The following is a 15,142-nucleotide window of genomic DNA, read 5'->3' on the forward strand; positions in this document are numbered from 1 at the left end:
CGCAACACTGACCCCGCGCTCTCGCACCAACTTCACTGCCTCAAGCTTGTACTCGCGGCTGAATTTCCTTCGTTGCATTCATGCGCTCCAGTTTCATCGGAAACACCTTAACTCGGTGTCCACGAAACCGGCAGCAGGCCATATCGCCGCTCAAGGCCCAGCCAATCTCTCGGCTGTAGTGGGCATTCTGGCCGATGAGACCAATGACCTCCCTGCTGGCGTGGGAGAGATTGGTCAGCTTTACCTCGACCAGATCAGGCTGCTAACCGAGAAGATCGACGGGCTGATGCTGAAGCTTCGAGACGCAACCAAGGCAAATGAAGACATGCGTCGCCTTTGCACCGTTCCCGGCGTCGGACCCGTAACCGCCAGCGCGATCCTCGCATTTGCTCCAGATCTTCGCGCATTTAAGAGCGGTCGGAATTTGCTGCCTGGCTTGGCCTTGTGCCCAGGCAGCACTCCACGGGGGCCGCGTCTGGGTGGTGTCAGCAAGATGGGGCAAACCGATATCCGAAAGCTACTCATCGTCGGAGCCATGAGCCTGATCCGCTGGATCGTGCGCAAGGGCGTGTTACCGGACAACTGGTTAGGAGGCATTCTGGGCCGAAAGCCTCGAATGGTGGCTGCTGTCGCGCTCGCCAATAAGATGGCGCGCATCATTTGGGCAATGATGACCAGGCAGCAGAATTACAGAATGGCGTGATCCGCTGCCTTTCGCGAAAGACAATGTGGTGATGCCGGGGGCCAAAAGCCCCGGTAGGAAGATCGACTGACGGGACGATGCGGAAAGGACTTCGATGTTCACAATGGGGTAAACCAGTCCCGGCGCTCGAGCAAGAAGCTCTCTGAACCGATGTGGTCCCTATTCTTCGAACTGCATCCCGGCCTGTGGCTAATCCGGCCACATCGAGAGGCCTGGCACACGACCGATAGAATTCCTCGTTCGCGGACAGCCGTCAAAAAATCTTCTTACCAAACCGAGGGCATCCACACACGCCCCGCCGCGATCCGTTCCACAGACTTGGAAGCTCCGCTTCGCGAGGTCGATCGCAAGGATTTGCACTTGTGTCATCTGCCTTTCCTCCGTGAGCGCTACCATGCGCTGGGCAGGCATCATACCCCGATGCCAACCGGAGGGGCATCCACCCCATCAGTTCATACTGTTGGCGCTATCAACAATTTCACTCAATGTCCGGCTTCCCCATTGGTCAATGCGCGGAGCGCAGTGGAGGCAACGATCTGTTTCGTTCTGCCTATCGATATGCCCAAGGCCGTCCAGCGGACATTGGAAACCAGACTGATCGAGGCAGCGAAGGAAATCTCCTTCGCTGCCCATGGATGAGGCAGCCCGTCTTTACAGGGGTATTGTCAGAACTCCCATGGGAGAATGACATTGAGCCAAACAGGGTTGCGCCGCCGCTGTACCGTCCGTGGTGGGGCCAAGGTATGGGAAAAGACGATTTCGTCTCCTCCCTGCGTGCTCGCGGTTTGTCGGGTCAGCAAGATGACAAAAGCATGTGCTTTCCGTGCAAAACGCTCGGAAAGTCGGACGTGCTTCATACTCCTGTGGCTTTATCTTTCGCGGTGATCGTTCTCTACTTTCATCCAGCAACAAGTGCGAGCGCACGGACTGGCGAGCCAGTGCCTTTTACGAACTTCAAAGGGGCTGCGATCAGGATCGCGCCCTTGGCCGGTAGTTGGTCAAGATTGCTCAGGCTTGCCAGACCGTATCGGTTTGCCTTATGCATAAGATTGTGTGCTGGAAACGGTGGGGTCATATTTCCCGCCGATCCCGCATCTGTACCGATCGTTTCCTGACCCCAGCCAACAATGCCTTTGGAAAGCAGATACTCGATTGCTTCGGCCGTTGGTCCTGGAGAATGCGGGCCGTTTTCATCGGCATTCAGAAATGTATCAGTCGAACTATTGCGCTTGTACCAGTCGGTGCGCATCAAAACCCATGATCCGGCTTCAATTTCTCCGTGCTCGGCTTCCCATTCCTTGATGCTCTCCACCGTTAGAAGATAATCGGCGTCGGCGGCAGCCTGTGCGGAACGGTCAATTACGTTTACGGGAGCAACGAAGTTCTGCGGCGGGATCGTATCGGTGGTGTTGTCGGCGTGATCTTTGCCGGTAATCCAGTGACAGGGAGCATCGAAGTGGGTGCCGGTATGCTCGCCAAGCTCTATCCAGTTCCAGGCCCAAAACGGCCCGTTTTGATCGTATTTGCTTATAGTGTGAACTTTAACATTCGGCGTGTTCTTGCCGAACTGGGGGGGAAGGTAAAGGACAGGCGTATCCGGGCCAAGTGGGGCCGTGATATCAACGACCTTGACGGCACCAGACAGTAGCCCAGATGCAAGGCTGGAAAGAGCAGATGTATCGTTCATGAAATCCCCATTTCGTCCTGAGCCGGCGCCGGCATTATTGTGCGGTCGTTGATGAACCGGTCTCTTTCGGACGTTCGCTCGAAGCCTATGGCAGAGAATATGCTCTTGCAAGTATCCCTTTGTGAAAATCTTCTTGGAACATCCCGTGGAACGGAGGAGTAAGGGTCTGAAAGGCAATTATCTGGACTTTTTGTAAGAGGGGGGACAGTCCGGCTGACAATAAATCCCTGGCGGAGGTGGGTGTCATTATATGCATTCAAGTATAATAGCGGTCGCCGGTGGAAACTTCGCGTGCGTGTCCAAGGCTTGCATATTGTATCCTCACAGTTCGATTGCTTTTCAGGAGGATTGCGTCCCGACCAGCGGACCAATAAAAGGCGCGGGGTGGGGCACTCAGGTTTATTTAGGCTTGAAATATCGGCTGGCTGGCGCAATTCTCGTGACTGCAGCGCAATAATATCACCGGGCGGGTAATGGATCTTGAATTTATAGTCACTGAAGTTGATGAGGGCGAGAAGCAGGAATTGCGCCTCTGGCTTCGTATGCTGGCAACAACGAGACTGGTTTCACAGGAAATTCGCCGCCGTCTGCGTAATGAATTTGGCGTGACACTGCCACAATTCGACATTCTTGCCCAGCTTTACCGGGAGCCGGACGGATTGAGGCTGGGGGAGCTGTCGCGCCGGACCATGGTGACGAACGGCAACATAACCGGCCTGATTGAACGGCTGGAATCCGATGGACTGGTGCGCCGTGAGACACCCGGAGCCGACAGACGTGTTACTGTCGCGCAGTTGACCGAAACCGGGCAAGCGGTATTCGCCAGAATGGCACGGGTCCATGAGAGCTGGCTACGGGACCTTATGGCTGAGCTCGACCGCGAAACGATCGCTTCGCTGCTGAGAGATATGAAACATCTCAAGGAATCGGTCGGTAATCACCTTATCGATGATAATGAAGAATAGTATCCTCTTCTGCCTGTTCCATATGAACTGCATTGCTCTATCTTCTTCTGCCTTCGTGTGGATTGTTGAATAAAACAGAAATAATAACAAATAGATAGAAGATAAATCATGTTCCCATGAGGGCAAGGGCTTCATGAAATATTCTTCTTGCTTATTTGATCAAATGATCGTTAGATTGGGTGTGCGGGGATCGTTTCGGTTGGAGCGGCGTTTCTGCGCACCCCTCAAAACAAGTGCCAGCAGAGGAACGGCGGTGCTGGCATTGGTCCGCCTGCCGATCATTTCACGGCAACGTCGCTTTGGCCGTCGTCTCAGGGCGGGCCAATGCCGACAACAACAGGAGAGATAGATTCATGGCCCGCCTAGCCAAACGTATTACCGAAAGCTCCCGCAAATCCTTTGGTATGTATGCTCGGGCGGCAGCGCTTGGCGCGAATGCCGGTGACCTCATTCACATGGAGCTTGGCAGCCCCCATTCGGATACGCCAAGGCATATCAAACAAGCGACGGTCGACGCATTGATGTCAGGCGATGTTCACTATTCGCATTTTCAGGGAATTCCTAAATTGCGGGAAGCCTTGGCGGTCCGTCTGCGGGAAAAGAATGATATGGATGTTTCAGCCTCCGATATCGTTGTCACCAATGGGCTGACCCACGGGTCCTTTGCCGCTTTCATGGCGCTGCTTGATCCAGGAGATGAGGCAATCCTGTTGGAACCTTATTATCCTCAGCATATCGGCAAGATAGAACTCGCTGGAGCCAAACCCATTCTGGCGCCGCTGGATGCCAGCGATCGGTTTTCAATCAAGGCGGAACTGATCGAACCGAAAATCACGGCCCGCACAAAGGTGATTGTGCTGATCAATCCGTGTAACCCGACGGGTCGGGTCTATAGTCGTGAGGAACTTGAAGTCCTGGCGGATATTGCCCGTCGTCACGATCTGGTGGTGGTTTCAGACGAGGTTTACGAAGAGATACTGTTTGATGGCGCACGTCATATTTCGATTGCTTCTTTGCCCGGCATGAAGGAGCGAACGATTTCAATGTTCGCCTTTACCAAGAGTTTCGCCATGGATGGCTGGCGCCTCGGCTATCTCGCAGCGCCTCCGCATATGATCGAAGGCATTTTGAAGATCACGACCAACGACGTCACTCACGTGAACACATTCATTCAGGCGGGGGCACTGGCCGCCGTATCCGGTCCGGAGGAGATATTGGCCGAACTGGTGACGGAAGACAAAGTGAAGCGCGACATTGTCGTATCGCGGTTAAACCAGATGTCTGGTGTCACATGCGACTGGCCAGAAGGCACGATTTACGCATTTCCCAAAATCGCTTCGTTGGGTCTTAAGTCCCAGGATATGGCTGAACGCATCATGACCGAGGCAGGCGTGGTGGTGGAAGCGGGGAGTTTTTACGGAGCGGGCGGCGAAGGACATCTGCGTGTCTGTTTCGGTTCGCAATCGGTTGCACGCGTCAATGAAGCCATGGATCGCTTACAGCGTTTTTTTGGTTCCATTTGAGCCGTTGGAAAGCATCTTTGCTACAGCACGATTGTTCAAGCCGACGCGTTTTTAGTTGAAACTTAAAATTCAGTGTGATCAAATAATCAAATAGGTCGACACAAGTAGAACCTGGACTTCTACCGAAAAGAAACGACCCATAGAGGGAACAACAATATGATGATCTGTCGCCGTACATTTCTGGCTATGGCAGGCCTTGTGGGCGCCTTTGCCATAACAACCGCATCTCTGGCTGCCGACACGCTTAGTATCGGTGCATATCCCAGTAATCCTCCTTTTGAATTGAAAAACGCCGATGGGACATTTGAAGGGTTCGAAGTTGATATCGCTAAGGAGGCAGCAAAGCGGGTCGGTCTGGAGCCGGAAATAGCTGATTACGGGTTTCAGGCACTGTTTGCCGCGACCACTTCTCGCCGTATCGACGTGGCCGTTTCGTCTATCACGATCACGCCCGAGCGCCTGAAATCGCAGTCCTTCACCCAGCCTTATTACGATTCAGACATTGGGGTTGCCACCAAGGCCGATAGTGCTGTTACAGGACTGGGTGATCTGAAAGGCAAGACGGTTGGCGCACTTTCTGGCTCTACCGGCGAAAAATGGGTCAAGGAAAACAAGGGGACCAGAGGTTTCGCCGATATCAAGGGCTACAACTCGCAACAGGATCTGTTTCTCGATCTCGGTGCAGGCCGTATCGACGCCGTCATCTCTGACATACCCGGCATGGAGCATCTCTTTCTCAAGATGAAGGGTTTTGCCGTGAAAGACCGAATTCAGACCGGCGAACAATATGGTCTGATGATGGCGAAGAACCATCCGTTGCTTGGCAAGCTCAACGATGCAATTACCGCGATGAAGCAGGACGGTACCACTGCGGCTATTCATAAAAAATGGTTTGGTACAGACCCAGCAGCCAGTTCTTCGACAGTAACCGTCGTACCGATCCCGAAGTCGTAGTCTTTTGACGTTGATGGCAGATGGGCCACATTTGCAGGATTGGCCCATCTTCGACCGTTACTGCTTCAACTGACCGGTCGTGCGCTCCCGGGATTGCCTGCGAAGGACGCCAATATGACATTCGTCGAAACCTTCCTGAATGCCGATGTTCTCGCTTCGAGTCTGCCAGCGCTTGGACGCGGCCTGCTCAATACGTTTCTTATCGGTATCGCCAGCATTTTCTTTGGTGTTCTATCAGGCTTGCTGATCAGTATTGTGCGCATATACGGGCCGAAGATACTTCGTTATCTCGCCATCGCCTATATTGATGTATTCCGCGCCATGCCGGTTTTGGTGGTGCTGATCCTCATCTATTATGCGCTTCCATTCATCGGCATACGTTTTTCGGCCTGGACTTCAGCCATCTTGTCTTTTTCCATGGTCATGGCCGCATATTCGGCGGAAGTGTTCCGATCCGGCATTGAAAGTGTGCCGCGCGGTCAGTTTGAAGCCGCTTCGGCTCTTGGAATTTCATTCCCGGTTACTCTTTGGAAAGTGGTTTTGCCACAGGCAATCCGTATCATCATTCCGCCGACTACCAGCAATTGTGTTTCCATGTTCAAGGACACTGCACTGGCGTCTACCGTAGCTCTGCCCGAGCTTTTGAAGGAAGCGCAGGACGCACAGGCGCTTTATGCCAATCCGACACCATTGATTGGCGCGGCACTGATTTATCTCATCCTTTTGCTGCCGCTGGTGCGCCTTGTGGCGCTCCTTGAGGCACGCTTCAAAAAAGAGAAAGTCCGATAGATCGCCTTCCGGTTTCACCGGCGGCATCGGCAACAGCAATATGGCAGACAGAACATGAGCGGCTATTTTCTCTATCACTCGATCGGCACCTTTCCGGGTAAAGCGGAAAAAGTGAGAACGGCACTCGATCGTTACTCGGATATATGGTCGGCGGAAAATGACGCTCAGTGGCCGGCAATGCTGGAGGAGCGGGGCCATTTTATCCGAAGTTGGGAAAGCCTGATTGGCGCTCCCGCTGGATCCATGACCACTGCGGAGAATGTGACGCTGGCCCTTTACAGCCTGATCGGTGCTTTGCCGGATGAATTATTGCGCGGCCGTCGGATTTTAACGGCTGCCGATTGTTTCCCCAGTCTGCATTTTCTACTGGCCGGGTTGCAGGCTCGGTTCGGATTCACGCTTGAAACGGTGCCCATGAGACCGGGCGAGAGTTTTGTACGTGATGAAGACTTCATCGACGCCTGGGGCAGCGACGTTGCGGTTGCGTTGGCAACATGGGTGTCATCCACGACGTCGAAGCGTGCAGACATGGACCTGATCTGCAAATACGGCAAGCAACACGGCACGATCATCGTGGCGGACATCACTCAGGGTGTTGGTATTCGTCCCTTTTCCGTCGGTGAGATAGACGTGGTGGTAGGGTCGTCTCTCAAATGGTTGTGCGGAAGTTCGGGAGCAGGGGCGATCTACGTCCGTCCTGGACTATTGGCTACATGCAAGCCGGAACTGCGCGGCTGGTTTAGTCAACCCAATCCGTTTTCCTGGAATCTCGATACGTTTGCCTATGCCGAGGATGCGCGGCGCTTTGACCATGGCACGCCTGCCGTTCTGGCGGCTATCGCCTCACAACCCGGTCTTGATTTTGTTTCCGCGATGGGTGTCGATGCACTGGCCCGGCACAATGAACTGTTGACCTGCATAATTGCGGAACGGATAGCTGCCAACCCAGCACTGACACTGGTCTCTCCAGAAAAGACTGAAGAGCGGGGCGGCAGTGTAATGGTGCAGGCGGCTTCTGTTGAAAAGGCGGCGGCGATCGCGACCGCCTTGAAGGAAGAAAATTTCTATTGTGATTGTCGCAGTCGCATTCTGCGGTTTTCACCGGGGTCGGTGACCTCCCGTGCGGAAACAGAAGCATTGTGCGACGCGCTGGATAGTCTGGCGATTGGTTAAGCATTGCAGTTAAATGCCGATTTCTACTCGAACCCGTTGTTTTCACCGTATTTATGCGGCACCCGGTGATCCTATCGGCCGTTAAAATGCTATAGCTAAAGAACACGGAGACAAGGGATTTGAATCAAATGATCGGTGAAACCCGTCTGTTGAAAGTATCCTCACGCGTAACTGTACAGGACGGTGTCTACGAACAGCTTCGCCAGGCTTTGATGTGGGGCTCATTCGAGCCATCACAGGCAGTGACGATAGCTTCGCTTGCCGCGGAGTTCGGTACAAGCCATATGCCGGTACGCGAGGCGCTGCGACGGCTGGCGGCGGAAAACGGACTGGAAATTGCCCGCAACGGATCGGCACGCGTTCCCGATATTTCACGTGAAAGGCTGGACGACATTTCTCGAGTTCGCGTCGCTCTTGAAGGGCTTGCCACTGAACTTGCAACCCCACGGATGGGAGCTGCAGACATTGACCGCTGCCTGACGCTGGCGCGAGAGCATGAGGCTCTCGGGCATGAAGGCAAGATCTATGACATGCTGCGCAAGAATCACGAATTTCATTTCACGATCTATGAACTGTCGGGATCGGAAACGTTACCTCAGATGATTGAAACGCTGTGGCTGCGACTTGGACCCTATATGCGTCTTCTTTCCAATCATGTTCGTCAACAGGTTGATGATGGCATTGTCCATCCTTATTCAGCCTATCATTACGAATTGCTGGACGCCGTCCGCGCTGGCGACGCAAAGAGGGCGGGCAGCCTGATGATCAAGGATATAGAAGCTACGCAAAAGCTCTTGCAGAAACTCTGCTAGGCGCAGATGTGCTCAATCTTGCAAAATGGCGTGGGCGAAGCCGTGCATGTGCCAAACGCCAGATCGTTGTCATAAGCGCTAAACCTTTTCGAGTGCGATGGCGATACCTTGTCCTACTCCGATGCACATCGTGGCAAGGGCAAGGCGACCGCCACCAAGTTTCAGTTCCAGCGCTGCGGTGCCAGTGATGCGCGCTCCAGACATGCCGAGCGGATGTCCGAGAGCGATGGCACCACCATTCGGATTGACGCGGGTATCGTCGTCGGCAATTCCAAGAAGGCGCAACGTGGCCAATCCCTGGCTGGCAAAGGCTTCATTCAACTCGATTATATCGAATTGCTCCTGTCTCATTCCCAGCCGTGTCATCAATTTCTGACTGGCCGGCGCTGGACCAATACCCATGATGCGTGGAGGAACGCCGGCCGTCGCGCCGCCCAGAACGCGAGCGACAGGTGAAAGGCCGAATTTGCGGGCAGCAGCTTCCGAAGCGATGATGAGCGCGGCTGCACCATCGTTGACGCCGGACGCGTTGCCAGCCGTAACCGTGGCACCTTCCAGCCGGTTGATTGGTTTCAGTTTGCCCAATGCATCGAGGGTAGTTTCACGCGGATGTTCGTCTGCGCCGACAATCACGGGGTCGCCTTTGCGCTGAGGAATGGAAACAGGCGTAATTTCTTGTGCCAGTCGACCGTTGCCTTGTGCTGCTGCAGCCTTCTTCTGGCTTCGCAAGGCGAATTCATCCTGATCGGCGCGTGTGACCGCGTAATCGACAGCCACGTGATCCCCGGTCTCTGGCATGGAGTCGATGCCGTATTGAGCTTTCAGTACCGGATTGACGAAGCGCCAGCCAATTGTCGTATCGTGGATTTCCGCGCGACGCGAGAAGGGGCTGTCTGCCTTGGGTAAAACGAAGGGTGCGCGGCTCATGCTCTCCACCCCACCAGCAATCGTAAGTTCTGCTTCGCCTGCACGGATGGCTCGTGCGGCGGCGAGCACTGCATCCATTCCGGAACCGCACAGTCTGTTGATTGTCGTCCCTGTAACAGCAACGGGAAAGCCCGCAAGCAATGCTGCCATGCGCGCAACATTCCGGTTATCTTCCCCCGCTTGATTGGCGCATCCGAAAATCACGTCGTCAATTGCGTCGCAATCGAGTGCCGGATTACGCTCGACGAGTGCCTTGAGCGGTGTAGTGGCAAGATCATCCGCGCGGACGCTGGACAACGCTCCGCCAAAACGCCCTATTGGTGTGCGGATGTAATCGCAGATGAAAGCCTCTGTCATCGTGTTTCTCCAATCTGGCGTATCGCAAACATGGGGCCGCCCTTGATCGACGGGAAGCCGTATCCGTTGACCAGAACCAGATCAATGTCGTCGGAATGACGCGCAATGCTTTCTTCCAACAACGATTGCCCTTCAAGCGCCATGGCGGCGAGCAGGCGCTGCATGATCGTTTCATCGCTGAAACCGCGTGCGACAATGGCATTGCGTGCGCGGTAATCATCGATCAATGCGTGGACTTCCGGATCGTTTGTGCGAACACCATCCGCATAGCGATACCAGCCGAGACCGGCCTTGCGGCCAAAACGTCCGGCTTCGCATAATTGGTCGGCAACGTCGAAATAGGGAAGGTTCGGATCGCGGCTTGCCGCCGCTCTCTTGCGCCGCGCCCAGGCAATTTCCAGGCCAGCCATGTCGTAAACAGCGAAGAGCCCCATCGGAAAGCCATAAGCTTCCATGGCGCGATCGATATCTTCGGGATAGGCGCCTTCGGCCAGCATTTTCTCTGCTTCGGTGCGATAGGCCGAAAACATCCGGTTGCCGATGAAGCCTTCGCAAACACCGGTGACGATGGGGAGCTTCTTGATCTTGCGGGCGAAGGCGATGCCGGTTGAAAGCGTCTCGTCGGATGTTTCCGCACAGCGCACCACTTCCAGGAGCCGCATGATATTGGCTGGCGAGAAGAAATGCAGGCCCAGCACCCGGTCGGCGCGGTTTGTGACAGCGGCCAGTTCGTCCGGGTTGAGATAGCTCGTATTGGTCGCCAGAATGGTTGCCGCAGGCAGCAACGCGTCAAGCTCGCGGAACAGCGAGGCCTTGACGGTGAAATCATCAAAGACGGCTTCGATGACGAGATCGGCATCGGCCAGTGCGGCCATGTCGGCGCTGACGGAGAGCTTCGCGCGTTGCGCGTCAGCGGCCTCAGCGGAAAGCCTACCGGTATCGACAGCTTTCTGGATCATATCGCTGATCCGCGCATGGCCCTTGGCGGCGGCTTCCACCGTCGTTTCATAGCCGATGACCTTGTAGCCAGCAGCAAGGCAGGCAACGGCAATACCTGACCCCATGAGGCCGGTGCCGGCAATGCCGACGGTGGAAAGCGCCAGAGGCTTCGCTTCCATGCCTTCCATTTTTCCAGCGGCGCGTTCGGCAAAGAAAAGGTGCCGCAAGGCGGCCGCCTCTTCGCTGTCGCGCAGGCGGAGGAACGTTGCGCGTTCTTCGGCCAGACCTTCGGCAATCGCGGTCGTTATGGATAGCTGCACCAGCCGCGCGGCTTCGCCGGGGGCGGTCGCGCCGCGTGCATTCTTCAGTATTTTCGCCTTGGCCTGTTCAAAGGCGGCAGCATCGGGTGCGGTAACGGCCAAATCGCCCGTCCGGCGCAAGGGTTTGCCGACCAGCGCATTGGCAAGCGCGATGGCGTCGGCCACAAGCTCGCCGCCCGAAATCTGGTCGATCAGGCCCAATTGCTGCGCTTCGTCCGGGGCGATCTGGCGTCCGGTGGCGATCTTGTCCAGGGCGGCAAGCGGCCCGATCAATCGGGGCAGGCGCTGTGTGCCGCCAGCGCCGGGCACGATCCCAAGCTTGACTTCGGGCAAGGCAAAAGTGGCGCTGGTCGATGCGATCCGCGCGTGAGCGGCAAGTGCAACCTCAAGTCCGCCGCCCAAAGCAGGGCCGTTAATCGCTGCCACCACGGGCTTGCCGGCGCTTTCGATGATCGCGACGACATCCGGCAATGTCGGTTCGACCGGCGGCTTGCCGAATTCACGAATATCCGCCCCGCCGATGAAGATCTTGCCTGCGCCGCTCAGCACGGTGGCGCGGATCGCCGCTTCTGCGGAAGCATGGCGAATGGCTGCGGCAAAACCTTTGCGTACCTCGGCGGAGGTGGCATTGACCGGCGGGTTGTCGATCGTGACGACAAGAATGCCATCGACAACAGTGCCGGTTACAACGGGGGAGAATTCGCGTCTATCGGCCATCGCGGTCTCAGTCCGGTATAACGGCAAAAGCCTGTATTTCGATCTTGGCCCGATCTTCGACCAGCGCGACCACCTGCACCGCCGCCATGGCGGGGAAGTGCTTGCCGATCACATCGCGATAAGCGCGGCCGATGCCTTTCAGATTGGCGGTATATTCAGCCTTGTCGGTGAAATACCAGGTCATGGAGGCGATATGCTCCGGCCCGCCGCCAGCTTCCGCCAGAATGGCGACGATGTTTTTCAGTGTCTGCTCGGTCTGCTCGACGAAATCGTCGGTCTCGAACTGTTGTTGTTCGTTCCAGCCGATCTGGCCGCCGATATAGACGGTACGTCCACGCGCCTCAACGCCATTGGCATATCCGATGGGGCGGGCCCAGCCTTGTGGCTGAAGTGTCTTAAGCATGTTGTATCTCCAGAAAATGCGCGCGGGAGGCGGGCTTTAATTCGCCTTCAGCAGTTCGCGCGCGATAATGAGTTTCTGCACTTCCGTTGCGCCCTCATAGATGCGAAGTGCGCGTATCTCGCGATAAAGCCGCTCGACGATTTCGCCGCTTTTCACGCCGCGACCGCCAAACATCTGCACGGCCTTGTCGATGGTTTGCTGGGCGTTTTCCGTCGCAACCATCTTGGCCATTGCGGCCTCCTTGGTTGTGTTTAGCTTCTGAACGTCGCGGCGCCATGCGGCGCGATAGGTCAAAAGCGCTGCGGCGTCGATATCGGTCGCCATGTCGCCAAGCGTGGCTTGGGTCAGCTGTAGGTCGGCCAACGCGCCGCTGAACATCGGACGCGACCGCGCATGCGACAGCGCCTCGCTGGCTGCACGGCGCGCAAAGCCAAGTGCTGCCGCCGCAACCGATGCGCGGAAAATATCAAGCGTGCGCATGGCGATCTTAAAGCCCTCGCCTGGCGCGCAGAGGCGGCGAGAGGCCGGGATGCGGCAATTGTCGAAGCGGATCGTCGCCAGCGGATGCGGCGCGATCACATCGATGCGCTCCGCGATTGAAAAGCCGGGATCAGTGGCGAAAACGACAAAGGCCGAAATGCCCCGTGTTCCGGGCGCTTCGCCTGTGCGGGCAAAGACGGTATAAACATCAGCGATGCCGCCATTGGAAATCCAGGTCTTTTCGCCGTCGAGCACATAGTGGTCGCCATCGGCTCTGGCAGCGCAACTCATCGCTGCCACGTCAGATCCCGCCAGTTTTTCCGACAGGGCAAAGGCTGAAATCCATTCGCCGCTTGCCACTTTCGGCAGCACGGCCTGCTTGAGCTCGTCCGATGCGGTGAGGCTGATCGCGCCGGTGCCAAGGCCCTGCATGGCAAAGGCGAAATCCGCCAGACCATCGTGATAGGCCAGTGTCTCGCGAGCAATGCAAAGCTTGCGGGAATCGATCCCTTCGCCGCCCGTCAGGCTGACGGCTGCTTCCAGCAGCCCGGCTTTGCCCAGTGCTTTCACCAAAGCGCGGCAGGCATTGTCCGTGTCGCTGTGATCGACATCGGCCAGTACCGGGCTTTGAGCAAAGGCATCCAGTTTTGCGGCCCAATCGGCATGGGCTTTGTCAAAAAACGGCCAGTCGAGGTGCTCCCGCGTCAGCGGCAGTGCTGCGGAACTTTCCATCATCAGTTCCCCTCGAAAACGGGCTTCTGCTTGGCGGCGAAAGCCTCGAAGGCACGGCGAAAATCCTGCGTCGCCATGCAGATCGCCTGCGCTTGCGCTTCCGATTCCAACAATTCTTCAATGCCCATTGCCCATTCCTGATTGAGCATGGTTTTGGTCATGCCATGCGCGAACCATGGACCGTCGGCGATATTGCGCGCCAGCGCCTCGGCCTTGCCAAGCAGGTCGCCCTGGGGGTGAAGCGCGTTGAAGAAGCCCCAGCGTTCGCCTTCGTCAGCGCTCATGAAGCGTCCGGTATAAAGCAGTTCCGATGCGCGGCCCTGACCGATCAGTCGCGGGAGAATGCCGCATGCGCCCATATCAGCGCCAGCAAGGCCGACGCGGGTGAAGAGGAAGGCTGTCTTTGCTTCCGGCGTGGCGATGCGCAAATCCGATGCCATGGCCAGAATGGCGCCAGCGCCTGCGCAAATGCCATCAACAGCGGCGATGATCTGTTGCGGACATTTGCGCATGGCCTTGACGACATCGCCGGTCATGCGCGTGAAAGCGAGAAGATCGGGCATTGTCATATGGGTCAGCGGTTCGATGATTTCGAACACATCGCCGCCCGAAGAGAAGTTTCCGCCAGCGCCGGTCAGCACGATGGTCCGTACGTCGGAGGCATAGGCGAGATCGCGAAACAGATCGCGAAGCTCGGCATAGCTTTCAAACGTCAGCGGGTTTTTCCGGTCCGGGCGGTTCAAGGTCAGCGTGGCCACGCGACCGTCTCCGCTTGTCTGCCATAGAAAATGCGTGGCCTGATAGTCCTTGAAAGGCTTCAGATTGCTGGCCATCGAAACAGTGCCGTCGTTCATCCTGCCATTACCTCCCCACCGGCGATTGCAATCGCCTGTCCAGTTATCGATTGCGCGCCGGGCGATGTGAGCCACAGCACGGTTTCAGCTACTTCCTCGGGCTGTATCAGGCGTCCCTGTGGGTTCGCTTTGACGAATTCTGCCAGAACATCTTCCTCCGACCGTCCGGTCTTGGCGACAATGGCCGCAATCGAGCGGGAAATGATCGGCGTATCGGTGAAACCGGGGCAGACGGCATTGACGGTCACGCCCTTGCGGGCGAGTTCCAGCGCCAGCGCGCGGGTCAGGCCCACGACGCCGTGTTTTGCAGCGCAATAGGCCGAGACATAAGCATAGCCGCTGAGGCCCGCCGTGGAGGCGATATTGATGATGCGCCCGCCTTTGCCGCCCGCCTTGATGTCATCAAGGGTCGCCTGCGTCACATTGAAAACGCCGGTCAGATCGACATCGAGAACGCGGCTCCACATATCTAGGCTGGTTTTCTCGAAAGGTGCGCTCGGTGCTTCTCCGGCATTGTTGACAAGAATGCTGACCGGCCCGAATGCGGCGCGCGCGCTGTCCAGCCCGGTTGCAATGGCTTCGCGGTTGGTCACATCGAAACCATCGGCAATGAAGCACCGCTGACAGCCCAAAAGGTCGGCGGTTGCTTCCAGCGGTTCGCGACGGCGACCCGCCAGGGTCACATTCGCCCCGGCGCGCGCAAGACCAACCGCGATAGCGGCGCCGATGCCGCTACCGGCGCCGGTGACCAACGCATGCTTGCCGGAAAGGGCAAGCCCAACAGCGGCATCGTTCATCGCAATCTCC

General features: G+C 56.6%; 13 protein-coding genes and 2 pseudogenes. 8 read left to right on the forward strand and 7 right to left on the reverse strand.

Features of this window, described 5'->3' with window-relative positions:
- Positions 1-325: 325 nt before the first annotated feature.
- Positions 326-493, forward strand: a pseudogene (locus tag AC0TNJ_RS03540) (transposase); the annotation flags it as partial.
- A 105-nt stretch (positions 494-598) separates the two neighbouring features.
- A pseudogene (locus tag AC0TNJ_RS03545) lies at positions 599-703 on the forward strand (IS110 family transposase); the annotation flags it as partial.
- Positions 704-1,601: 898 nt separating this feature from the next.
- Here AC0TNJ_RS03545 and AC0TNJ_RS03550 read toward each other — a convergent pair.
- Complete coding sequence (locus tag AC0TNJ_RS03550; RefSeq protein ID WP_473770251.1) at positions 1,602-2,390, reverse strand: cyclase family protein; 789 nt, start codon at positions 2,388-2,390, stop codon at positions 1,602-1,604.
- 473 nt (positions 2,391-2,863) lie between these two features.
- On the opposite strand from AC0TNJ_RS03550, the gene AC0TNJ_RS03555 reads away from it, so the two are divergent.
- The 6 genes from AC0TNJ_RS03555 to AC0TNJ_RS03580 all read left to right on the forward strand — a co-directional run bounded on the left by AC0TNJ_RS03555 (position 2,864) and on the right by AC0TNJ_RS03580 (position 8,606).
- Positions 2,864-3,355: a MarR family winged helix-turn-helix transcriptional regulator gene (locus AC0TNJ_RS03555; RefSeq protein ID WP_473770252.1), complete on the forward strand. Its 492-nt coding sequence runs from the start codon at positions 2,864-2,866 to the stop codon at positions 3,353-3,355.
- Between the two features lie 353 nt (positions 3,356-3,708).
- A complete protein-coding gene (locus AC0TNJ_RS03560) occupies positions 3,709-4,878 on the forward strand; it encodes a pyridoxal phosphate-dependent aminotransferase (RefSeq protein WP_473770253.1) in 1,170 nt (389 codons plus the stop codon).
- Positions 4,879-5,034: 156 nt separating this feature from the next.
- Entirely contained in the window at positions 5,035-5,832 is a 798-nt protein-coding gene (locus AC0TNJ_RS03565; protein ID WP_473770254.1) for an ABC transporter substrate-binding protein, read from the forward strand.
- 114 nt (positions 5,833-5,946) lie between these two features.
- The gene (locus AC0TNJ_RS03570) at positions 5,947-6,621 is read left to right on the forward strand and encodes an amino acid ABC transporter permease (RefSeq protein ID WP_473769150.1); all 675 of its coding nucleotides are present in this window, start codon (positions 5,947-5,949) and stop codon (positions 6,619-6,621) included.
- Positions 6,622-6,675: 54 nt separating this feature from the next.
- Positions 6,676-7,794, forward strand: a complete 1,119-nt coding sequence (locus AC0TNJ_RS03575; protein WP_473770255.1) for an aminotransferase class V-fold PLP-dependent enzyme — start codon at positions 6,676-6,678, stop codon at positions 7,792-7,794.
- Positions 7,795-7,922: 128 nt separating this feature from the next.
- A complete protein-coding gene (locus AC0TNJ_RS03580) occupies positions 7,923-8,606 on the forward strand; it encodes a GntR family transcriptional regulator (protein ID WP_473770256.1) in 684 nt (227 codons plus the stop codon).
- A gap of 78 nt (positions 8,607-8,684) precedes the next feature.
- Here the strand turns inward: AC0TNJ_RS03580 and pcaF are convergent, their stop codons facing one another.
- Genes pcaF through AC0TNJ_RS03610 form a run of 6 tightly spaced genes read right to left on the reverse strand, consistent with a single transcriptional unit; the run spans position 8,685 to position 15,132 of the window.
- The gene (pcaF, locus tag AC0TNJ_RS03585; RefSeq protein WP_473770257.1) at positions 8,685-9,890 is read right to left on the reverse strand and encodes a 3-oxoadipyl-CoA thiolase; all 1,206 of its coding nucleotides are present in this window, start codon (positions 9,888-9,890) and stop codon (positions 8,685-8,687) included.
- Positions 9,887-11,866, reverse strand: coding sequence for a 3-hydroxyacyl-CoA dehydrogenase NAD-binding domain-containing protein (locus AC0TNJ_RS03590; RefSeq protein WP_473770258.1), 1,980 nt, complete (start codon positions 11,864-11,866; stop codon positions 9,887-9,889). The genes pcaF and AC0TNJ_RS03590 overlap by 4 nt, the downstream gene beginning before the upstream one ends.
- 7 nt (positions 11,867-11,873) lie before the next feature.
- Complete coding sequence (locus AC0TNJ_RS03595) at positions 11,874-12,269, reverse strand: RidA family protein (protein WP_473770259.1); 396 nt, start codon at positions 12,267-12,269, stop codon at positions 11,874-11,876.
- A gap of 36 nt (positions 12,270-12,305) precedes the next feature.
- On the reverse strand, positions 12,306-13,481 hold the full coding sequence (locus tag AC0TNJ_RS03600) for an acyl-CoA dehydrogenase family protein (RefSeq protein ID WP_473770328.1): 1,176 nt from the start codon (positions 13,479-13,481) through the stop codon (positions 12,306-12,308).
- Positions 13,482-13,483: 2 nt separating this feature from the next.
- Positions 13,484-14,335 carry an enoyl-CoA hydratase family protein gene (locus AC0TNJ_RS03605; protein WP_473770260.1) on the reverse strand — a complete coding sequence of 284 codons (852 nt, stop codon included), beginning with the start codon at positions 14,333-14,335 and terminating at the stop codon, positions 13,484-13,486.
- The gene (locus tag AC0TNJ_RS03610; protein WP_473770261.1) at positions 14,332-15,132 is read right to left on the reverse strand and encodes an SDR family NAD(P)-dependent oxidoreductase; all 801 of its coding nucleotides are present in this window, start codon (positions 15,130-15,132) and stop codon (positions 14,332-14,334) included. Before AC0TNJ_RS03610 ends, AC0TNJ_RS03605 begins: the two co-directional genes overlap by 4 nt.
- Positions 15,133-15,142 lie beyond the last annotated feature (10 nt).

It is taken from the genome of Ochrobactrum sp. PL_is483, assembly GCF_055816855.1.